Below are 22,496 nucleotides of genomic sequence, written 5' to 3'. Positions count from 1 at the left end.
TTCACAATTAAGTTGAATTTAGTATTTATCGCTACATATTTATCCAGCTGCAACAGATTTAAATGAACAAAATATAGACATGACTATATACTTGCTAATCTTGAAGTGAAAATGTAGGATTTAAGCCATTCTGTCAATATTATCCCCTACAGAAATGACATCTACCCCAGTACCAGATATTAAGCTTTTAGCTGTTGACATCGATGGAACAATAGCGGGACATTCTAATAAAGTTAGTAGTAAAGTTAAAGAAGCGATCGCACAAGCTCAAGAAAAGGGTATTCAGGTTGCTATTGCCACTGGACGTATGTATCGTTCTGCGTTACGCTTCCACAGCGAGATTAACTCACCATTACCCCTAATTGCCTACCAAGGTGCTTGGATTCAAAACCCAGCTACTGAAAAAGCCGAACGTCATCTGACAGTATCTCGGAAAACAGTTGAGCAATTACTAGATTATTTTGAACAACCAGAATTACGAAAACTATTATCTGTCCATTTTTATATTGACGATCAACTTTATATTCGAGAACTAACTAGGGAATCAAAAATCTACGCTCAACGTTCCAATATTAAACCAGTTGTTGTTGGAGATTTACGCCAAACTTTAGAGCGAGAACCAACCAAAGTACTGGCATTATGCGATGATCATAATGTGATTGACCAATTATTAGGTTCTCTACGCACTCAGTATACCCCCGCCGAACTGTACCTGACAAAATCAGTAGCAACCTTTTTTGAAGCAACTCACCCATCTGTAAATAAGGGTGCAGCAGTTAAGTATCTAGCAGAAGAATTATTGGGATTACAAGCTGAACAGGTGATGACTATTGGTGATAACTTTAATGATGTAGAGATGCTTCAATATGCTGGTGTCGGAGTAGCAATGGGGAATGCACCACCAGAAGTCCAAGCTATGGCGAATTGGGTTGCTCCCAGTATAGAAGGGGATGGGGTAGCAGCGGCAATTCAGAAATTCTTATTATAAGAGACTGCCAATAAAATCAAGATGAAAGCAGGAAGGGCACCGACGACTGACCGTGTTTCGTCTCGGTGCCCTTTCTGTTTTGCTCCTCACACACTGGAGAATTTAACTTGAATAATCCTAATGGTCAATACTTGTAATAAAAGTTATTCTTATCGCAATGTAACGCACACGCCATAGTTCTAATTGAGTGACAAACGATGGGTATGTGAGAAAAGCACAAATTCTAGTATAAGAAGGCAGAAGTAAGTAGGCAGAGAGCAGCGTGTTGCGGGGGTTCCACCCGTTGTAGCGACTGCGGAGAGGAACCTAAGGAATAAAGCCAATAAAACAAGCTTTTTTGTCTGGTTACGATGGTAGGTTTGTTTTCGCCGTGCTGTACTAGTTCAAATATCTAATAGCGATCGCGTAACAAAACAAAATCTTACTATTGAAGCTATCGTGACAAAGCTTTAATTTATATCCAGTCAAAATGAAGAAAATTAAACTTGTAACAATTCAACGACTAATAGTAGTATTATGATTCTAAATTTTAGGTCTAATAGGTAAAAAATTTAGCGCAAATACGCTCAATATCTATTTAACTACAATTTAATAACAACGAGTTCCCTGTTGCCTTTCATCTAATATTCAAATCAACAAGGAGTTTACTAAATGTCTCTGATCAAACGTAGTATCGCTGAATTTGTCGGTACATTTTGGCTGGTTTTAGGTGGCTGTGGTAGTGCAGTTTTAGCAGCAGCCTATACCGCAGATGGTGCTAAAATTAGTGAAAGTACTTCTTTCCCTTTAGGTATTGGATTAGTAGGTGTGTCCTTAGCATTTGGACTAACTGTCCTCACAGGAGCTTATGCATTTGGTCATATTTCTGGGGGGCATTTTAACCCTGCTGTTTCCTTCGGGCTTTGGGCTGGTAAGCGATTTCCTGCCTCAGATTTACTACCTTACATAGTTGCTCAAGTACTCGGCGCTACTACGGGTGCAGGTATTATCTACATGATAGCTAGCGGTAAAACTGGATTTGCACTCAGCGGCTCTAACCCACTTGCAACTAATGGCTTTGGTGCTCACTCTCCAGGCAGTTATAGCTTACTCGCTTGCTTAATCACTGAAGTCGTGATGACTTTCATGTTTTTGTTAATTATTCTCGGTGTAACCGATCGTCGCGCTCCCAAAGGATTTGCACCACTGGCAATTGGTTTTGGACTCACTTTGATTCACTTAATCAGCATTCCTATCACCAATACTTCAGTTAATCCTGCTCGTAGTACTGGAGTTGCGTTATTTGCTGGTCCAGAACTTTTTTCCCAAGTCTGGCTATTTTGGTTAGCTCCTATCTTGGGTGGTATTTTGGCTGGATGGTTCTATGTAACAGTTTTTAGCGAATCAACTGTAGAAGAACGACGAAGCATTGAAGAGCTAGTTTAAGTTGTTACATCAAGAGTATTCAATTTCTTGATCAATTTTTGCTAAATACATGTATTGCTGAATCAAGCCTGCTGCTTTAAAAGTGGCAGGTTTTGGTTATTTACCCAAAATGAAAAATCCTTAACCAAACTGTATTGGTAGTGATGGTATAGGGAATTAGTGATTTGAATGCAGCGATGGTGAAAAAGCTTTTATTTATATGTAGTCAAAATAAGTTAAGAAGTCCCACGGCTGAAGCTGTTTTTTCCGAATATGAAGGGTTGGAAGTAGAATCTGCGGGTTTAAATCATGATGCGGAAGTACCTCTTTCAGTTGAGATGCTGGAGGAAGCTGATATTATTTTTGTTATGGAAAAGGCACACAGAAGTAAGTTATCAAAAAAGTTTAAGCCTTATCTGAAAAATCAGCGGATTATATGTTTAGATATTCCTGATAATTACGATTATATGGATGTGGATTTGATTAAAATCCTAAAAAATAAAGTACTCCCATTATTAAACATCTGCTGAAAAAGACGTAGAGACGTAGCATTGCTACGTCTCTACAAGGGTTATGGGTAATGCATAATTAATTTCCAACAGATGTCTATTGGGAAGTTACTAAGTTTGTATACTTGCCTTAAATCCATATTTCCGCGCTAATTCACCAACAGTCGTGGTGCAGCGAGAAACCGGGTTTCTGAGATCTCAAACTTACCTCCACTCACCCTGTAAGGTGAAAGCAGCCCAATAATAGGGGCTTTTCCAATCCTTACCCTGCCACATCTGCAACTGCGCTTCCCGCAAAGCCACATCCGGAGACTTACCAGCTAACACCTCCTTGTAAAATAACGGCATCAACTGCGATGTCCCCTCATCACTGACATTCCACAGTGACACCACAGCCCGCTTTGATCCCGCATACATTAAGCCCCTTGTCAACCCAACTAAACCCTAAACCAGTTTGACAGGCACTCAACACCACCAACTCAGCAGCCCAATCCATGTTGAAGATGTCACCAAGGCGTAGATAGCCCTCTTCGTCTTTCACGGGTTTACCATTTTTGTCTACCTGTGCCAGCGCAATCCCTGATAACTCCGGTTGTTTAGGATCTGCTAAACCGTGGGTAGCAAAGAAAAGGTGTTGATATTGTTTAAGTACGGGATTAGTGGCAAAGTTGTAATTAGCATCAGCACCATAAGCATGGGTACTTTGTCCAGATGGAACAAGTTTGAGCATTGCTTCAGCTTCTACACGGGTACCTGGTAGAGGACGTAAATCGCTACGTTTGAGATTTCTCATTGCCCGTTGGAGTTCTGGTCCCAGAGATTCGGGTTTGCCTTGAGCTTGTTCTGCCGAAAATACCGGGTCTGCAAGTATAGCTAGGGTTTTGGGTGAGAGTGGACGGTTATTAAGTAGTTTGCGTTGAGTCGCTATGGCTGTTATTGAGGGAAGATTAACAATTTCGTGGTTGACAAGTAGTGGTTGATATGAAACTTCTCCTTTTGGCGGAGAAGGACTTTTATCTTGCTTCCTCGTTCCCAGGCTGGAGCCTGGGAATGCAATTCTAGAGGCTCTGCCTCTGGTAAACTCAGGAGGCAGAGCCTCCGTTACTGCATTCCTTGCCAGAGACAAGGAACGAGATTTGAGGGATTGGGTTTCTGGATCTGCTAATGCTGAAAAGGGGATAGTTTGCAATGCACCATCAGCGACAATAACTAACCGCTTTTTGCCTAACTTCTTAGCTACAGGTGCCAGAATCATTTGACTGAGTTGGGAAGCAGGTTGATTGATGTCATCTGGGTGAGCTTTCCCATAAGGAGAATCAGCAACGAGGATGACATCTCGGAAGTTGGCTACTGCTTTTTCAATATCTTCACCTTTGGGTAATTCGTAAGCTTGGAGTGAGTCGGGTGTAACTAACCAGAGATAACTGCGTTCTTTGCCGAGGGAATATTGAAGAAGGATGGTGTCTTTATCGAGTTGTTGCTGAATTCCCTTTAATTCCAAGGGTTGGGGATATTTCAGTGATGCATATTGTGGACTTTCTGTCAAAATTTTGGTTTTTAGTTCTTGTTGTTGGCGGATAATGTTGGCAATTTCTTTGGTTAACTCCTCTGCTGTAGCTTTGGCTGCGTCGTTGCCTTTTGATTTGCTGAGGATATCGTTTCTGGCTTTTTCTTTGGCGTTCAGTGATTGCTGTAACTCTTTTTCCTGTGCTAGAAGTTGGGGATTTATGCCTTTGCGGATGTTTGCCCCTGCTTCAGCAAGTAAGTCTACTAGTCCCCTAGCGCGGGAACGTTCTGATGTGTTCAGGGCTAATGCGTTGTAGCCTTTTGATGGTTGTTTTTTGTGGAGTTGCATCAATAGGTCGATTTTGAATTTGTAGTAATCTTGTTTAGTGGCAAAGAAAGAAGTTCGCAAATCCGGGTTATTAACTTTGGTGCGGGAATTTTCAATGATGTCGGTTGCTTGTTGAATATTTTCCAGGGCAACTGTGAGATTACCTCGATCCCGTTCCACTTTTGCCATTTCGTATAAAATTATGGCTTGGGTTTTTGTATCTTGGATTTTCTGTCGCAGTGTTAAAGATTGTTTGAAAGCTTCAATTGCTTGCTGTGGCTGTTTCATACCACTATAGATTTTACCTTGAATTTGGTAGCCATTAGCTTGATCTGATGTGTCTTCAGCTTGACGTGATAGGAGTATTGATTGATTGCTAGTTTCTAAAGCTTCTGGATATTTCCCTGCGGCTCTATATATCGCACTCAAAATACTTAGTGAACGGCGTTCCTGGTATTTGAGTTGACTTTTACGAGATAATGCTAAAGCTTGTTGAGAAAAACTAATTGCTTGAGGATAATCCTTGAGTAATCTATGTGCTACGGCAATATTGATAAGGTTGGTGATTTCGGTACTAGTATCACCTTTTTCATGATAATATTTCAACGCTTTCTTTGAAGATTCTAATGCTGCTTGATAATCAGTTCTTGCTTCATCTACAGAGCCATTTACATCTTCAAAAAATTTTCCTCTTCCTATATAAACAGAAAAAATACCATTATAAATCGAAGCAATAGGCATCTCAAATTTCATTTGCTGTGATATTTTTAGCGCATTCTGAAAAGTTGTCAAACTTTGCTCATAATCTCCTAAATCTCTATAAGTACCCGCTAGAGACATCAAGGTAAACACTTCGTATTGACGGTCTATTTTAAGAAAAATATTTCCTGCTTCTTTGAAATCATCTATTGCTTTCTGATATTCACCCTGATCATTATATAAATCACCTCTATATTGAAGTGTACTCGCTACTTTTAAAGGATCATTAAGAGCTTTAAATTTTGCCAAAGCTTGATTATAATACTCCAACGCTTTTTGAGTATCACCAAGCAGAGAATAAGTAAAGCCAAGACTTTGAATACCATCAGCTTCTTCCAATGGTATTCCTAATTTAGAAGCAAGGGTTAGCTGTTGTTTTATATAGAAAATTATCTGCTTGTTGTCAAACAATCGGGTATAATGATTCGCAATATCTCTTCGATTGAGATACTTTATGAAAATCAATTTTTTCTTTGCAGACGCAACACATTCTGTTTTCTTGCTTTGGCGTTCTTGTTCTGGTATTTGATCTAAATTACAACCTTGATCAAGGATAATTTCCGGATTCTGTTGTATTCTTTGCTCTATTTCACTTTCTAACTGTAATGCTTGTTTAACATATTTATCTACCTGCTGACTTTCACCTTTTCCAGCATAAGCTGAAGCAATATCCAGTAGGTTTTCTAATTTTCCTAGTAAATTGTTTGTTTTTTCACTTATTGCTAATGCTTGCTGTGAAAAATTAAGAGCTTGATCCGATTCTCCTAATATGATGTATACACCAGCAATGCTAGCTAGTATTTCTGCTTGTTTTGACTGATTATTTATCTGTTTTGCTATATCTAAAGCTTGATTATAGTATTCGATTGCCTTTTGATCCTCACCGTTTTGAGAATAGATTGAAGCGACATAATCTAAGGTATGCATTATCTGGCTTATCTGGCTTAGGCTACTTTCAGTCTGAGCTAACCTTAATGCTTCGCTGGCAGAATCTAAAGCTTTTTGTTTTTCTCCTAATTCTGTGTAAGGTAGAGCAATTTGTTTTAGGATTGCATATTGAAACTGACTATCTTTTAGTTCGCGGTAAATTACTAAGGAATTTTCAAAATATTTCACAGCCTTTTTCTTTTCACCCAAGTCTAAATATGTACTTCCAATGTCAAATAACAACGCAGCTTCATTGATTTGAGCTTTATCAAAGCCAGTTCTCACGTCTTGTCGCTGATAAATCTTTAATGCTTGTTCCCATTTCGCTATAGCTTGCTTTTGAGATTCTGATATTCCTGGTTGCTGTAAATTTATTCCCTCTTCGCGTAATTTGTCTGCTTCCTCCAACAATGCTTTCAACTTCGGATCAATATCTGTATTTGCTAGATTCTCTTTCTTTGTAGCTGACTGCTGTGCTATTTGTAACTCTGCAATTTTAGTTATTGCTCCAACTGAATCTGAGAGAAAAACCACGGTTAATAGGCAAATTAAGCTGTAAGAGTTAATTTGGCGTAGTGAAAACTTGATAAATCCCTGGTTATTTCTGCACCTATTCATTTTTAGCCCTCAATCAAGATTTTTAGTCGTAGCAAATTAGACCGTATAAATACGGCTATGGAGATAAGAAAGTTTTTTCTATTTCCGGAGATATACTGAATTATATAGTGGTCAGTTTAAAGCTAAAGTGAAGAGTCAGTAAACCCGGTTTCAGTTTTTGCAACAGGATTTTAGATCCGCCACTTCAAGAAGTCGCGGAGATTGTTGTGGTGCGGTGTGAAACCAGGTAGCAGCTTAACCCTGGGTAGTGAGAAACCCGGTTTCTTTAGTCGTAGTGAATAATTGTGATGTTGAACGTGGTGAAACCGGGCTTCTGAGTTCTTGTTTATATGTAGGCAAAATAGTTAAAAAAAATCCTACTGCTGAAGTTGTTGTTTCACAGTAGGATTTTGAGTCATTTAGTTAGGATGTAGAGATATGCCAATGGCTTGATATCCCTAAATCCTGCAACTTTTTACACCATCTCTGATGGAGCCTGCATCATTGCCTGAGGTTGAGGTTGGAACATAAATAACGAGTAAACAACATCTCTACGGATATTTACCATCATTTCCAAGAACAACTCGTACCCTTCACTCTTATATTCAATGAGTGGATCTTTCTGTCCATATCCCCGTAATCCTACTGATTCGCGGAGAGCATCCATCTGTTGTAAGTGTTCGCGCCACAGGGTATCAATCCGTTGCAGAATGAAGAAACGTTCTGCTTGCCGCATCAATCCAGCTTGGATTTGGTCAATTTCCCCTTCTTTCATATCGTAGGCAATGCGTACCTGTTCGTGGAGGAAGGCTTTGATATCGGTGACGGACATATCTATGAGTTGATCTGCTTGTAAGTCGGAGAGAAGATAAACGAATTCCTTGACTTTCTCAACTAACTTCTCTAATTCCCATTCCTCCGAAGGCAGATCAATGTTGATGTAGTAGTTAATGATGTCATCCATCGTTAACTCAGCATATTTGATCACTTGTTCCTTTAAATCCAAACCTTCTAGAACCCGACGACGTTCAGCGTAGATAGCACGACGTTGGTTGTTCATTACCTCGTCGTACTCAAATACCTGTTTCCGGATATCGTAGTAGTAGGTTTCGACTTTTTTCTGTGCCCCTTCCAAGCTGTTTGTCAACATCTTGGATTCGATGGGCATATCTTCTTCAACTTGGAAAACCTCCATTAGTTTCGCCACGCGATCGCCTCCGAAGATCCGCATTAAGTTATCTTCTAAACTGAGGAAAAATCTCGTGGTTCCAGGGTCTCCTTGTCTGCCTGCGCGTCCCCGTAATTGGTTGTCGATGCGTCGAGATTCGTGACGTTCTGTGCCAATTACATGTAACCCACCAAGATCTACCACTTTATCGTGTTCTGTCTTGGTGAAGGTTTCATATTCGTTTTTAATTTGGTTGTAAGCATCCCGTAATTTCTGAATCACCGGATCGTCAGTGGGGGCTTTTTCGGCGGCAACAGCGATTCTTTCTTCTGCTTCCAATTCTGGTAAACTGCGTTCACCATATTCGCGCACAGCAAAATCAACCGCTGCTTTTAATTGCTTTTCTGTCTCCTTAGAAATTTGGGTGGGGAAAATTTCTGGGGAAGCACGCCATGTTTTCACCTTTTTCCCAGGTACGAAACCTTGCCCACCACCACTGCTTGAACTGGGTAAACCCGATGCTTGTTGTACCCCAAAGTTGTCTTCATCGTCTGGTTGGACAATTCGGGGCATGAAATACTCCCGTAATTTCAACCGCGCCATGTATTCTGAGTTACCACCCAAAATGATATCTGTACCCCGTCCTGCCATGTTGGTAGCAATAGTTAAGGCACCACCTCTTCCGGCTTGGGCGACAATCTCAGCTTCCCTTTCGACGTTTTCGGGGCGAGCATTAAGTAGTTCGTGGGGGATTTCTATTTCCTTGAGGAGGCGACTCAAATACTCAGATTTTTCCACACTGGTGGTACCTACTAAAACAGGTCTACCCAGTTCATACATCTCTTTGCACTCGCGCGCGATCGCTACCCACTTCCCATGCTCAGTTTTAAACACCATATCCGACAAATCTTTACGTAGTCGGGTACGATTTGTGGGAATAATTGTCACATCTAACTTATAGATTTTGCCAAATTCCGCCTCTTCTGTTTTTGCGGTTCCTGTCATCCCTCCCAATTTGGGATATAGCAAAAATAGGTTTTGGTAAGTAATGGTTGCCAAAGTTTGAGTTTCTGGCTGAATTTCTACATGTTCCTTTGCCTCAATTGCTTGGTGCAAACCATCACTCCAGCGTCTTCCTGGTAATACCCTACCAGTAAATTCATCAACAATGACAATTTCACCATTGCGGACAATATAGGTTACATCTTTTTTAAATAATTCTTTTGCCTTGAGGGCATTAAAAATAAAATGCGCCCAAGGTTCCTCTGGATCGAATAAATCTGTTACTTCTAGGAGTTTTTCAGCTTCTGCAAAGCCTTCATCACTCAGCAGCACATTTCGAGCCTTTTCGTCAACTTCGTAATGTTCATCTATTTGTAATGCTGAAGCGATTTGAGATGCTCTTACATACTTCTCTGTCGGACGCTCCACCTGACCCGAAATAATCAGCGGTGTCCGGGCTTCATCGATTAAAATGGAATCAACTTCATCAATTACACAGTAATTGAACGGACGCTGCACCACATCCGTAATTGAAGTTGCCATATTATCTCGGAGATAGTCGAAACCAATCTCACTATTGGTGACGTATGTAATATCACAATCGTAATTTTTCCGTCGTTCTTGGGGGGTCATACTTTGCTGAATCAACCCCACACTCAAACCCAAAAATCGGTGTACCTGTCCCATCCACTCAGCATCACGTCTTGCCAAGTAATCGTTCACAGTAATTACATGCACCCCTTTACCAGTTAAAGCATTCAAATAACTTGGTAAAGTTGCTACTAGGGTTTTGCCTTCACCCGTTTTCATTTCGGCAATTTGCCCGGTGTGCAAAATAATTCCACCCAACATTTGCACGTCAAAGTGACGCAACCCCAATACGCGTCTTCCTGATTCCCTTACCACTGCAAATGCTTCCGGCAGGATATCATCAAGGGTTTCATCTTTGGCGAGACGTTGTTTAAACTCTAGTGTCTTACCCTTGAGTTCTTCATCTGAAAGAGCTTTAATCTCTTCTTCAAAAAGATTAATGTCGTTGATGGAAGGTTGATATTTTTTAAGTTTACGAGCGTTGGGGTCGCCCAACAAAGCTTTTAGCATGGCAGTTATTTAACTAAAATGAGGAAGAGAGGGATTTAAAGTTTGGCTATGTAATTATAGTCATTAATGCCAACCGGGACATTCGTAGCTGTCAACGGCTGTGCAACTAGTAAATTAGCTCAAAAATGGCGGGAGCCACTCAAGTATTCTTGAAGGCTGGTTTTAACTCATAAATTATATTAAAACTGTCCTTATAGTATCATTTTGCCTCATCAGCTTGTACAGATACTCCGGCACCATTGATGTAGCGATATCCGTAGTTGAGAATTCGGGAGTTATTTGGGGTGAAAAACCGAACGTGGAGCAGGGAGCAATGCTTCGCTTCACTCAGATGGGAAGGACTTACTCCCCCTACTAGAAAGCCCCTTGTTCTATTCCCACTCAGCAGTTAACCGACGGAAATTAAAATCATTTGCACCTGGATGACAACTAATACAGGAACTAACTTGGATGGGATTGGGAAGTTTGATTTTGGGGTGTAAAGCTTTAAAATAACGCGAACTGGCAAATCTATAGGGTGTTTGCTCATCTTCAAGCAGAGGACGGGAAAATGTGGAGAGGTAACGCCATGCTAATATTCGCGGCGGATCTACAAGTTGTTTTACTTGCACACCATAATGTTGATTATCTTGAAGTAAATTTTTCCAGGTTTGGGTGGGGAAAACCGCAGGTGGGATTCCAATATGGCAGGTGGCACAGTTTTCTAAATATACCTCTTGTCCCAGTTGGTATTGTGCTGGTACCACATCAACTGTACCGATTTCCGTAGTAGGAGTTGCACCTTGGACATTAGTGGCAAAAGCCAATAGCCAACCCATAGCTAAACTCCAAACCAAAATTACCAACAGCAAACCCATCGGTTTGCGCTGAAGCTGGCTTTTGGGGGTTTTGCGCTTCATCCGGTTTGACATATTCCCACTCCCAAGATTGCGGATTTTAGCTTTGATCTTAACTGGTAAGAGACTTCCAAATAAAAAATAGCCCAAAATTTCTTGTAGGCATTTTGCCTGCTACTAATATAAAAACAGGCAAGACTTCGGCGTGAGCGCTACTTTACCTCCGGTACACTTCGTTCCGACAGGCTTAGGAACCATCGAACGCTGCCTATCCCACAATATTGGGTCATCTTTTTTGTGGAGTTATCTAAGTGGATTGACGTGAAGTTTGAGGGAGTTTTCGGTAAAAGATTACAAACGCGATCGCGTAATTCTCTCGACGGGCAAATATGCTTATTGTTTTAGCAGGGATCCCTAGCTGTTGATCTAGCTTTGTGATCATTGCTAAAGTTGGGGAGTTCCTTAGGTTTATAGTTTTATATAATTCTCTGCCACTGTCACCCGATTGTTGGTTCCAGATTATATCTATATTAAACCACGACTCCACCTATATCAAAACCTACCCAAATCCACGTTGTAATTAATACTGAAGAACCAACCATCGAAATCAATACTACTTTCGGTGGAGTTACCCAAAGAGACACCAGCTTGGGCGCTCATGCTATTTGTATCAGATAGGCGATAGTTAAGATGACTGTATATACGGTGCGATATGTCTTGGCGATCGCGTTGAGTAAAGCTTGATAGATTGAACTGGTAATTTAAACCAACCTGTAGAGGTTTTTGCAAATAGTAATTTAACGATAACCACAAAGAATTGATTAAGCGATCGCGCTTTTCTGGGGGACCAGTTAAACTCCAGCGTAGTTCATAGTAACTATCAAACATTAGCTTTTTTGATAGTGGATCACGTCTACCTAACGATAAATGCCAAGCATTCTCATTTAAAAAGCGATCTCCAGACGAAAAATCATAGCGATCGCTATCCCTAGCATAAAATAATTGCTGGTTACTCCAACCAACTTCGCCATACATCCGTGACGTAATTTGGTGGTACAAGTTAACATTTACTTGAATTTGATTGTAGTTAAACTCTGATTGGTCGATATACTTAACCAAATTACCATCTACTGAACCACTCAAATAGGTTTTGGGTGATAATTCAATTGGTGCAGTTGCTAAAGTCAATCCACTAAAAATTAAACCATCTTGAATCGGATCAACCGAAGATGAAAACAAGTTATCTGTCAGAAAATAGCTAACATGTCCCGATACATAACCAATAGGTCTGAAAGTAGGAGGTTGTTGGGGTAATGGTTGTTGCTCAATTGCTTCTTGTCTGGCAATAATCACACCTAACTCAGTATTTTTCCCTGGCTCTGCTTCTGTCTGCGTTTCTGTAGGTGTTCCCAATATTTGCAGTAGTCGTTCTATCCGCTGAGGATAATTTTCTGAAGGCTTTTCTAAGCGTTGCTCAATTGGTGCAGGTGCTGGAAGCGGTGAATCATTCGGTCTTCCCTCCAATTGTGGTGGATCTGAAGGTTTAGCATCAGTAGGTGGTGGATTGTTGGGCTGTGCAGGTTTTACCGGATTATTATTACTATCAGGTGTAGTAACTTGCTGTACTGTTATAAAATTTGATAGTTTTTGAGTATGATTAGGAAATGCTAAGTTATTCCTCTGGTCACTAAATTTGTTTATGGATGAATAACTTAGGAACTTTGCCTGGTTCAATCCGCCTGATTTAACCCTGGGTATTAATTGCGAATTGTACTGGCTTTGCTCGGCTCGTTTTACCTGATAACTTGAATAAGCAAAAGAGTTTTTGTTAAGAGATTCATCAGTATTGGTGCCTTCACTCGGAAACTTATCTAATTGTTGATCAGTCAAATTAGATGCCTCTCCAGTAGTCAAATTGACTACAGAATGTGATATATTTGACATTGATTCATTTATTTTGTGTCCTTGACTAGAGTTCGCAGCCCGTGTTTTATTAGACTCAATCAAAAACCAGCCTGTATGACCCAAAACAAGTAAAATCCAAAATAAGAAAAAGTTTCGATTTTTAAGTTCCATCTGCCGTATTTTTTTGAAAATTTAGACTTGCACGATTGTTCCGAAGTTCCGATTTAATCAATACTAAATCCTAAACAAATTATCGTTTCATAGTCCATAATACATGTACTTAAGTATCTATCTCATTAGTCAATAAAGTGTACTTTAGCAGATGAATTTATCTATACCTACATAAAGGTTGCTAAAACTGAATTGCACAGTGTATATATAGGATGTATGAGTGTTTTGTATTTGTATTTTTAGCATTATTTTCAGAAAGAATACGTAGAAGAAGTTTTCATAACAGTTAACATAATCAAATTAGAGAAAAGACACTGATTTTAAAAATGTTTGAGTGTGAGTAAAATTTGCCGAGGCTATAACTCAATGTATCGTAAGTTATTTCCCCTACTGGTGATTGGTTTTTCTGGATTTACAGCGCTTTTGTGTGATCAAGCGATGCCTACAGCGGGCAAAGCCAACGCACAAACGCCGCTAACAAGAGCTACCATCCAGGAACTCCGAAATCTAGTGCAATTAATGCCTAATAAGCAACCAAAACGGAAAGCTCGTCGCGCGGATGCAATGACACCAGGAGACGGTTTATCAACTGGTCGCTCTTCACTAGCAGACCTTCGCTTCAATGATGGCTCATTAGCGCGAGTCGGGGAACAAGCGATATTTAGGTTTTTACCCCAAACACGTAACTTTACACTCAATAACGGCACAGTACTTTTACTGATTCCACCAGGGCAGGGACGCACCCGCATTCAAACACCAAGTGCCGCTGCGGCAATTCGGGGGTCAGCTTTGTTTGTTCGTTATGACCGCCCAACCGATACTACGATTGTGGGAGCATTGACCAACAGCGGCATTGAGGTTTTGGAAAAGAATGCTTCTAGCGGTAGAGTTCTCAAAGCCGGACAAATGATGGTTGTTGTTAAAGGTAAGTTTGAAGGTTTATATAATTTCGACTTGCGAACTTTTTACGACACCAGTGAGATGGTGCGGGGTTTGGAACTAAATCGTCCCGTTAGTGCTGGTTCAACAACATTAGATCCCGCAATTAATAGCGTTCGGGCTGAAACTGTTGAGGCTATGTTAAAGCAGTCGCCTATTTCTGGTGCCGGAACAATTCAAAACCCCGGTTTTTTACAATTAACTTCTAATACTTCCAGAAATACTAACACTAACGTTAGACCCGGTTATTCAGTGGAATCGTTACAGGACAACTCAGTTTTACAATCTAGTCAGCTACAAGAAAATAATAATTCTAATACTGCTAGTGGAGATTTAACTAGCGTAGTTAACGTTGGAAATTCTGGAGGTGGTTCCATCGGAACAGGTGGCGGAAATCCTGGAAATTCCGGAGGTGGTTCCATCGGAACAGGTGGTGGAAATCCTGGAAATTCCGGAGGTGGTTCCATCGGAACAGGTGGTGGAAATCCTGGAAATTCCGGAGGTGGTTCCATCGGAACAGGTGGTGGAAATCCTGGAAATTCCGGAGGTGGTTCCATCGGAACAGATGGTGGAAATCCTGGAAATTCCGGAGGTGGTTCCATCGGAACAGGTGGTGGAAATCCTGGAAATTCCGGAGGTGGTTCCATCGGAACAGGTGGTGGAAATCCTGGAAATTCTGGAGGTGGTTCCATCGGAACAGGTGGCGGAAATCCTGGGAATTCTGGAGGTGGTTCCATCGGAACAGGTGGTGGAAATCCTGGAAATTCTGGAGGTGGTTCCATCGGAACAGGTGGCGGAAATCCTGGAAATTCCGGAGGTGGTTCCATCGGAACAGATGGTGGAAATCCTGGAAATTCCGGAGGTAATGGAAATCCAGGAGATACTGGAAGTCCTGGGGGACAAGTCGATCCAAGTACGTTACCGAGTACTTAGCTGCATCAGCGATCGCAGAAAAGACCCTAATTTTGAAAATGTTTGAGTGTGAGTAAAATTTGCCGAGGCTATAACCCAATGTATCGTAAGTTATTTCCCCTACTGGTGATTGGTTTTTCTGGATTCACAGCGCTTTTGTATGATCAAGCGATGCCTACAGCGGGCAAAGCCAACGCACAAACGCCGCTAACAAGAGCTACCATCCAGGAACTCCGAAATCTAGTGCAATTAATGCCTAATAAGCAACCGAAGCGGAAAGCTCGTCGCGCGGATGCAATGACACCAGGAGACGGTTTATCAACTGGTCGTTCTTCACTAGCAGACCTTCGCTTCAATGATGGCTCATTAGCGCGAGTCGGGGAACAAGCGATATTTAGGTTTTTACCCCAAACACGTAACTTTACACTCAATAATGGCACAGTACTTTTACTGATTCCACCAGGTCAGGGACGCACCCGCATTCAAACACCAAGTGCCGCTGCGGCAATTCGGGGGTCAGCTTTGTTTGTTCGTTATGACCGCCCAACCGATACTACGATTGTGGGAGCATTGACCAACAGCGGCATTGAAGTTTTGGAAAAGAATGCTTCTAGCGGTAGAGTTCTCAAAGCCGGACAAATGATGGTTGTTGTTAAGGGCAAGCTTGAAGGTTTGTATAATTTCGACTTGCGAACTTTTTACGACACCAGTGAGATGGTGCGGGGTTTGGAACTAAATCGTCCCGTTAGTCCTGGTTCAACAACATCAGATCCTGCAATTAACAGCGTTCGGGCTGAAACTGTTGAGGCTATGTTAAAGCAGTCGCCTATTTCTGGTGCCGGAACAATTCAAAACCCCGGTTTTTTACAATTAACTTCCACATCTTCAGACACTAACGCTAGCGCTAGAGCAAATCCTCCAGTGGACTCGTTACTGGATCAATCTAGCTTGCAATCTAGTCAGTTAGTGAATGGGAAAGGGCAAATTGATGATCAAATAAAACCTCCTGTAGAAGTTAAGCCTCCTGTAGAAGTGAAACCTCCTGTAGAAGTTAAGCCTCCTGTAGAAGTGAAACCTCCTGTAGAAGTGAAACCTCCTGTAGAAGTGAAACCTCCTGTAGAAGTTAAGCCTCCTGTAGAAGTTAAGCCTCCTGTAGAAGTTAAGCCTCCTGTAGAAGTGAAACCTCCTGTAGAAGTTAAGCCTCCTGTAGAAGTTAAGCCTCCTGTAGAAGTTAAGCCTCCTGTAGAAGTTAAGCCTCCTGTAGAAGTTAAGCCTCCTGTAGAAGTTAAGCCTCCTGTAGAAGTTAAGCCTCCTGTAGAAGTTAAGCCTCCTGTAGAAGTTAAGCCTCCTGTAGAAGTGAAACCTCCTGTAGAAGTTAAGCCTCCTGTAGAAGTGAAACCTCCTGTAGAAGTGAAACCTCCTGTAGAAGTGAAACCTCCTGTAGAAGTGAAACCTCCTGAAAACGAGCATCCTAGGAACGAAACTCCAAAACCTGAGACTCCGAAACCGGAAACTCCTAAACCCGATCCACGGGATTTACCAAGTACCTAATACCAATTGGCAATTACAAAAGAAAGCAAGAAACTCTTGCTTTGAATCTGTTACTTAATCTTAGGACTTACGCAATCGTAACGGAAAAACTAGACTTTGAGATTGCTTCCTTACGAAGATGCAAGCTACGCAATGACGTAAATCTGTAGTCTTTGCATAAGTTATTACTCTTCCAAATCCCAAGGCGTGGTGGGTATATCAGATTCATCGGGAGATAACAAAGTTATAGCCATATCGCTAGATTGAGTTGTTTGAATATGTCCCGATGCAATTAAAATATCAACTGCCTGAAGAACCTCAGCCGCTGATTGATAACGCTGCTGATGACGATCTAAAACCATTTTGTTAATAATTGCTGCCAAACCTTGACTAATTTTCAACTTATCTAGCCACTGAACCTCACCATCTTCATCGCGTTCAAGTTCATGGGGAGGAATACCAGTCAAAGCTTTGATCCCAATCATTCCCACTGCATAGATATCACTACTGTATTCGGGTCTGCCAAAACATTGTTCTCTGGGTGCGTAGCCTTTAGTTCCTATACCTACCGTTAAAGCTGTTTGGTCGGAACTATCGGTGTATTCAGAATCTTGGGAGGTTTTGACGATTGTAGTAGAAACTTGTTTGACTGCACCAAAGTCGATTAATACGAGTTTGCGATCGCTCTTGCGAACAATGATGTTACTAGGCTTGATATCTCGGTGAATAACGCCATGTTGATGGACGAATGTCAATATTTGTAATAAATCTTTGAATATATCGATGACGGTCATTTCGTCAATGCATTTTCCTGATAGTTCTTTATTTAAGGCATTACCCTGGATTAATTCCTGTACCAAATAAAATTCTTCTTCTTCCTCAAAAAATGCCAGTAGCTGGGGAATTTGAGGATGACTGCCTAAAATCTGTAAAGTTTGAGCTTCAGAATTAAATAAGCGTCTAGCGACTTCTAATTGCTTCGGTTCAGTATTTGCTGGTTTCAGTTGTTTGACAACGCATCGAGGATTACCGGGAAGTCTAATATCTTCAGCAATATAGGTTTCGCTAAACCCACCAGAACCAAGAACTTTGACTATCCGGTAGCGTCCATCCAGAACTTTGCCGAATATAGCAATTTCACGCTGTGCAATCAAGTCTTGTAAGTCTTCTTGCTGACTGATAATTTCTTGGGCTAGACGGGAAGAGGGATTTCGCTTCAGGATATCGACTAGTTGGATTTTTCGCATCCGTTCAATATAGATTTCGGTACCAAAATAGAAAAGTCCGATTGCAACTATTGCCGCGATAGGAATAGCGGTGGGAAAAAACAAATGGCTGGTAATAAATAATATATAACTGATACCTCCCCAGATAAGCGCCAGGGATAAGCTGGAAAAAAGGCGAATTTTGCCGTGTTTGTTTCTGGTGATGAGGAACCCACAGCCCCCTACTAACAGCATGACAAATAAAGCTTGCCCATATTTATTAGGGATAGCAATGGCAACTGTATTACCCTGCATCAAAGACGCGATCGCATTGGCATGAATCTCTACTCCTGCCATCCGTTGAGGATATAACCAGTTTACGGCAACCGGGTGGAAATCATTCGCAAGCTGTGCAGTTGCACCAACTAGGACAATTTTGTCTTTAAAAATTCTGCCTTGTTGTAAATTATTGTTCCAATATGCGGGTTCTAGGACATACCACAATGGTATTGTCTTAAACGTATTAGCAGTACCTCGATAATAAATGCGATCGCCTTGAGGTTGTGGGTAGTTAAATTGGGCTGATGCTAAGGTTGCCTCTGCAAAAGATGGAATTTTTGCCGTCAGCGTCCCATCTTCAAGCAAGGAGTTATTATAAGCCGATCCCAGTTTATGAATTTTGCCATCATCTTCCAACAAAAAATTTACCGAACCAATTGCCACCTCTTGATTACTAAACCTTTCCAGGGGTTGCCTTAACTCAACTTTTTTCCAATAATCTGTATCAGACTCCTGATAAAGTCCAGCTAAAGTCACTCGGTTGCCATAACGTTTTAGTGTCGCTTGTAACTTCTTATCATCTTCTTCGCCATAGCTACTAGGTACATCAAAAACAACATTTAAAGCAACGGAACGCGCTCCAGCCTTCATTAATTTATCTATGATTTGAGCATATCCTGCCCGATAAAATGGAAAAGTTTTCAATGGCTCTAAATAATGATACCGTACAGGATCCGTGTTATAAGATAGTGCCGAAGTGGAAATAGACTCATCATCAATCGCCAAAATCAAAATTTCCTTTGGGGGTGCCAAAGAACCGCGAAACTGGTAAAATGCCGACTGTGCCTGATTTTCTGTCACCTCTGTCAATCGCCAATTTGAAGCCATCACCAAACCTGAAGTAAAAACTACAATCCCAGTCAACAGATGACTTAAACGTCCTAAAAGTCTTGATTGCCGCGCTAAGTGATTTGATGTGTACTTCGTTGATTTGCTCGATTGCGGATCGGTTGCAGACACATATTTTTTAGTTAAGGTAGATATAGGTTCTTCTGGCATATTTCTCAAAAAATAATTTAAGTATGATGTCTTTATTTATTTACACACTCTATCAAATGCAATAACCTGGAAATAACACTTAAACGAATGTCTTATACGTTTCCAATCTATACCAGCATTGCCGATTAAAATTTAATCCACTTGATCCTTAATCCGACTACAGACATGTAACGGCTAAATTTATCACCTAGATACAGATCAGCGATTAACTACTCATACACCCTCAAACTATTCTTTCACAGATATATTGACTGTGAGGCAAAACATTGACACAAATGTAGTGCTTTTATATTTGAAACTGCTACAGGCATCAAGTTACGGTAAATACTTAAGTATAAATGCGGATAAGAATACAGTAGAGCAAATCTAAAACCTGATTGCTAAATCATAGCATTGGCATATTACGTGCCCACGGGGAATTTGATTTGTTTGTAAACTTTTGTCTTGAGAATACTTATCAACAGCAAAAATGACACACTGTTTTTTTGCTGAGTCACACAAAGGTGTCTGATTTTTTACGAAATCAGAAGAGATTCCTTGTCGCTACACGGCAACGTCTATCTGACCTCAGAATTTTGGATTGACTTTCTTACAATCCAATTACAGCCAATTTCATACCTATTTAGGAGTAAACTGGATCGATAGACAGTCCTCAATGCTGTCTCTGACATAGTTAATTTTATTGATCGATTTCGATTTAACAGTATGCGTGATCATGTTCAATATCAATTCAATGGCAAAATTATCTCTGTGAAAACAAATAACCTCAAATTAAAAGTTTATGGGTAATCCCTGATTGAATATGTGTTTAATCAAAGCTATACATGACAATATATTTTACAGATATTAGCAAATAAGACATTTAATAATTGCTATAATTTGTTGTTTCATCTAAATTTTATCTATAACATCTACGGTGTTGTTCTTTTTATGGGTACTACTATGAATCGTCTGTCTATATTTGTAGATGGAAACAATATGTTCTATGCTCAACAAAAAAATGGTTGGTTTTTTGATCCCCGAAGGGTTTTAGAATATTTTAAACATGAACAATCAGAAACACATTTAATTAACGCATTCTGGTACACTGGACTAAAAGACCCACAAGATCAAAGAGGTTTTCGAGATGCTTTAATTAGTTTAGGATATACGGTACGAACTAAAATTCTTAAAGAATATTATGATGATTCCTCCGGTCGATACTCACAAAAAGCTAATTTAGACATAGAAATCGTTGTTGATATGTTTAATACAGTAGACCAATATGACCGAGTTGTTCTATTTAGTGGAGATGGAGATTTTGAAAGGGCAATCGAACTATTACGGTCTAAAAATACTCATATTACGGTTGTATCAACAGAGGGAATGATTGCTAGAGAGTTGCGTAATGCTACTGATAGGTATATTGATTTAAATGATATTCGTGAAGTTATAGAAAAATCAGAAGGTTCATAGACTTAAATAGACTTAATAATTATTTACACTTCTAAATAAACAAAAAGTTAGATTTAAAGTTAGTGGTCGCAAAACTATAAATTACTTCTAAGCAGCAAATGAACAGCAAACCCGAAGGAATTATTATCTTTGATACAACGCTCCGTGATGGTGAACAGTCACCAGGGGCAACACTAAACATTGATGAGAAACTGACCATAGCCAAGCAACTAGCACGCTTGGGAGTAGATGTCATCGAAGCAGGCTTTGCCTTTGCCAGTCCTGGCGATTTTGAAGCAGTTCAGAAAATTGCTGAGGTTGTCGGGGTTGAAGATGGTCCGGTGATTTGTAGTTTAGCGCGATCGCGTCACGATGACATCAAGGCAGCAGCCGAAGCCATCAAACCAGCAGCAAAAGGTCGAATTCATACTTTCCTTGCCACCAGCGATATCCATCTGCAATATAAACTCAAAAAAACCCGCTCAGAAGTTTTAGAAATTGCTGGGGAAATGGTAGCTTATGCCAAAAGTTTTGTTCAGGATGTAGAATTTTCTCCCGAAGATGCCGGACGTTCTGATCCAGAATTCTTGTATGAAGTATTAGAGCGAGTAATCGCTGCTGGGGCAACAACTGTTAATATTCCAGATACTGTTGGTTTCATAACTCCCAGTGAATTTGGAGCCTTAATTAAAGGCATCAAAGAAAATGTTCCCAATATCGATCAAGCAATTATTTCTGTCCACGGACACAACGATTTAGGGTTAGCAGTTGCCAACTTTTTAGAAGCAGTAAAAAATGGTGCCAGACAGCTAGAATGTACTATTAATGGTATCGGTGAACGGGCTGGAAATGCTGCACTCGAAGAGTTAGTTATGGCTTTACATGTCCGCAGACAATACTTCAATCCCTTTTTTGGCAGACCAGTAGAATCAGAGAAAGCACTCACAAATATTGATACTCGGCAAATTTACAAAACATCACGTTTGGTTTCTAACCTCACAGGAATGTTAGTCCAGCCAAATAAAGCCATCGTCGGTGCGAATGCTTTCTCCCACGAATCGGGTATCCACCAAGATGGGGTGTTGAAAAACAAACTCACCTATGAAATTATGGATGCCCAATTGATTGGTTTAACAGACAATCAAATCGTCTTGGGCAAACTTTCCGGAAGAAATGCTTTCCGCAGTCGTTTACAAGAGTTGGGTTATGATCTTTCCGAAAGCGATTTAAATAAAGCTTTTGTCAGATTTAAAGATATTGCCGATAAAAAGAAAGAAATTAGCGACAGGGATTTAGAAGCAATCGTTAATGACGAAACTCAACAAGCCCCAGATCTGTTTAAACTGGAATTAGTACAGATATCCTGTGGTAGTAATGCCCGTCCTACAGCTACTATTACTCTGCGTTTACCTGATGGTGCAGAAATCACCGATGCAGCCATTGGAACCGGACCCGTTGACGCAATTTACAAAGCCATTAATCGGATTGCTAATGTTCCGAATCAACTGATTGAATACTCTGTACAATCTGTGACAGCTGGAATTGATGCCATTGGGGAAGTGACAATTCGTCTCAAGGATGAAAATAGAATATTTACAGGTCATGCAGCCAATACAGACATCATCGTTGCCTCCGCACAGGCTTATGTAAATGCACTGAATAGGTTATATTCATCCATGCATAGTCAACGTAAGCACGCGCAAATGGCATCGCAGGAAACTTAATGAGTTAGCGGTTATTTAGGTGTAATTAGTCACATTTGATGAAAGTTAAGGAGATACTTTGCTGTTTGTTAATTTATCATTTAGGCTTTGGATCTCTTTATCTTTCGTTTCTATTTTTTCTTCGTAGTCTTTTTGTTTGAATGACTACGAAAAGCGTTTAATTAATGCTTAATTCCTAAATATACCAGGATGGGACATAGATAAATTTTGAAA

The 22,496-nt window shown here is 40.5% G+C and carries 11 protein-coding genes and 1 pseudogene; 7 read left to right on the top strand and 5 right to left on the bottom strand.

What is annotated here, in order from left to right; translation table 11 throughout:
• The first annotated feature begins 154 nt into the window (after positions 1-154).
• From CAL6303_RS20560 to CAL6303_RS20550, 3 genes are all read left to right on the top strand, one after another.
• On the top strand, positions 155-988 hold the full coding sequence (locus CAL6303_RS20560) for a Cof-type HAD-IIB family hydrolase (protein ID WP_015199756.1): 834 nt from the start codon (positions 155-157) through the stop codon (positions 986-988).
• Between the two features lie 651 nt (positions 989-1,639).
• Positions 1,640-2,413 carry an aquaporin Z gene (gene aqpZ / locus CAL6303_RS20555; protein ID WP_015199755.1) on the top strand — a complete coding sequence of 258 codons (774 nt, stop codon included), beginning with the start codon at positions 1,640-1,642 and terminating at the stop codon, positions 2,411-2,413.
• A gap of 179 nt (positions 2,414-2,592) precedes the next feature.
• On the top strand, positions 2,593-2,922 hold the full coding sequence (locus CAL6303_RS20550) for a low molecular weight protein tyrosine phosphatase family protein (protein ID WP_041740818.1): 330 nt from the start codon (positions 2,593-2,595) through the stop codon (positions 2,920-2,922).
• A 183-nt stretch (positions 2,923-3,105) separates the two neighbouring features.
• Here the strand turns inward: CAL6303_RS20550 and CAL6303_RS31270 are convergent.
• The 4 genes and pseudogenes from CAL6303_RS31270 to CAL6303_RS20530 all read right to left on the bottom strand — a co-directional run bounded on the left by CAL6303_RS31270 (position 3,106) and on the right by CAL6303_RS20530 (position 13,069).
• Positions 3,106-7,039: pseudogene (locus CAL6303_RS31270) on the bottom strand (CHAT domain-containing tetratricopeptide repeat protein).
• Positions 7,040-7,493: 454 nt separating this feature from the next.
• Positions 7,494-10,289: a preprotein translocase subunit SecA gene (gene secA, locus CAL6303_RS20540; protein ID WP_015199753.1), complete on the bottom strand. Its 2,796-nt coding sequence runs from the start codon at positions 10,287-10,289 to the stop codon at positions 7,494-7,496.
• A 371-nt stretch (positions 10,290-10,660) separates the two neighbouring features.
• Positions 10,661-11,200, bottom strand: a complete 540-nt coding sequence (locus CAL6303_RS20535) for a diheme cytochrome C (RefSeq protein ID WP_015199752.1) — start codon at positions 11,198-11,200, stop codon at positions 10,661-10,663.
• A 477-nt stretch (positions 11,201-11,677) separates the two neighbouring features.
• On the bottom strand, positions 11,678-13,069 hold the full coding sequence (locus tag CAL6303_RS20530; protein WP_158333170.1) for a hypothetical protein: 1,392 nt from the start codon (positions 13,067-13,069) through the stop codon (positions 11,678-11,680).
• A gap of 498 nt (positions 13,070-13,567) precedes the next feature.
• Between CAL6303_RS20530 and CAL6303_RS20525 the strand changes: the two genes are divergently transcribed.
• Together CAL6303_RS20525 and CAL6303_RS20520 are read left to right on the top strand one after the other, a co-directional pair.
• Positions 13,568-15,073 (top strand): FecR family protein, encoded by a 1,506-nt coding sequence (locus tag CAL6303_RS20525; RefSeq protein ID WP_015199750.1) that lies wholly within the window; start codon positions 13,568-13,570, stop codon positions 15,071-15,073.
• A 78-nt stretch (positions 15,074-15,151) separates the two neighbouring features.
• Complete coding sequence (locus CAL6303_RS20520) at positions 15,152-16,603, top strand: FecR family protein (protein WP_015199749.1); 1,452 nt, start codon at positions 15,152-15,154, stop codon at positions 16,601-16,603.
• A 164-nt stretch (positions 16,604-16,767) separates the two neighbouring features.
• Here CAL6303_RS20520 and CAL6303_RS20515 read toward each other — a convergent pair whose 3' ends face one another.
• Positions 16,768-19,125 carry a serine/threonine-protein kinase gene (locus tag CAL6303_RS20515; RefSeq protein ID WP_015199748.1) on the bottom strand — a complete coding sequence of 786 codons (2,358 nt, stop codon included), beginning with the start codon at positions 19,123-19,125 and terminating at the stop codon, positions 16,768-16,770.
• A gap of 930 nt (positions 19,126-20,055) precedes the next feature.
• Between CAL6303_RS20515 and CAL6303_RS20510 the strand changes: the two genes are divergently transcribed.
• Positions 20,056-20,580 carry an NYN domain-containing protein gene (locus CAL6303_RS20510; RefSeq protein ID WP_015199747.1) on the top strand — a complete coding sequence of 175 codons (525 nt, stop codon included), beginning with the start codon at positions 20,056-20,058 and terminating at the stop codon, positions 20,578-20,580.
• Between the two features lie 98 nt (positions 20,581-20,678).
• On the top strand, positions 20,679-22,283 hold the full coding sequence (locus tag CAL6303_RS20505) for a 2-isopropylmalate synthase (protein ID WP_015199746.1): 1,605 nt from the start codon (positions 20,679-20,681) through the stop codon (positions 22,281-22,283).
• Positions 22,284-22,496 lie beyond the last annotated feature (213 nt).

Source organism: Calothrix sp. PCC 6303, from assembly GCF_000317435.1.
GTDB lineage: Bacteria > Cyanobacteriota > Cyanobacteriia > Cyanobacteriales > Nostocaceae > PCC-6303.
Note: the sequence above shows the minus strand (reverse complement) of the source record. Positions and strands in the feature narration are given on the sequence as shown.

Coding starts and splice junctions, on each gene's coding strand:
- CAL6303_RS20525 (WP_015199750.1), top strand. CDS start 13,568: ATGTATCGTAAGTTATTTCCCCTACTGGTGATTGGTTTTTCTGGATTT.
- CAL6303_RS20510 (WP_015199747.1), top strand. CDS start 20,056: ATGGGTACTACTATGAATCGTCTGTCTATATTTGTAGATGGAAACAAT.
- CAL6303_RS20515 (WP_015199748.1), bottom strand. CDS start 19,125: ATGCCAGAAGAACCTATATCTACCTTAACTAAAAAATATGTGTCTGCA.
- CAL6303_RS20530 (WP_158333170.1), bottom strand. CDS start 13,069: ATGTCAAATATATCACATTCTGTAGTCAATTTGACTACTGGAGAGGCA.
- CAL6303_RS20505 (WP_015199746.1), top strand. CDS start 20,679: ATGAACAGCAAACCCGAAGGAATTATTATCTTTGATACAACGCTCCGT.
- CAL6303_RS20560 (WP_015199756.1), top strand. CDS start 155: ATGACATCTACCCCAGTACCAGATATTAAGCTTTTAGCTGTTGACATC.
- CAL6303_RS20520 (WP_015199749.1), top strand. CDS start 15,152: ATGTATCGTAAGTTATTTCCCCTACTGGTGATTGGTTTTTCTGGATTC.
- CAL6303_RS20535 (WP_015199752.1), bottom strand. CDS start 11,200: ATGTCAAACCGGATGAAGCGCAAAACCCCCAAAAGCCAGCTTCAGCGC.
- aqpZ (WP_015199755.1), top strand. CDS start 1,640: ATGTCTCTGATCAAACGTAGTATCGCTGAATTTGTCGGTACATTTTGG.
- secA (WP_015199753.1), bottom strand. CDS start 10,289: ATGCTAAAAGCTTTGTTGGGCGACCCCAACGCTCGTAAACTTAAAAAA.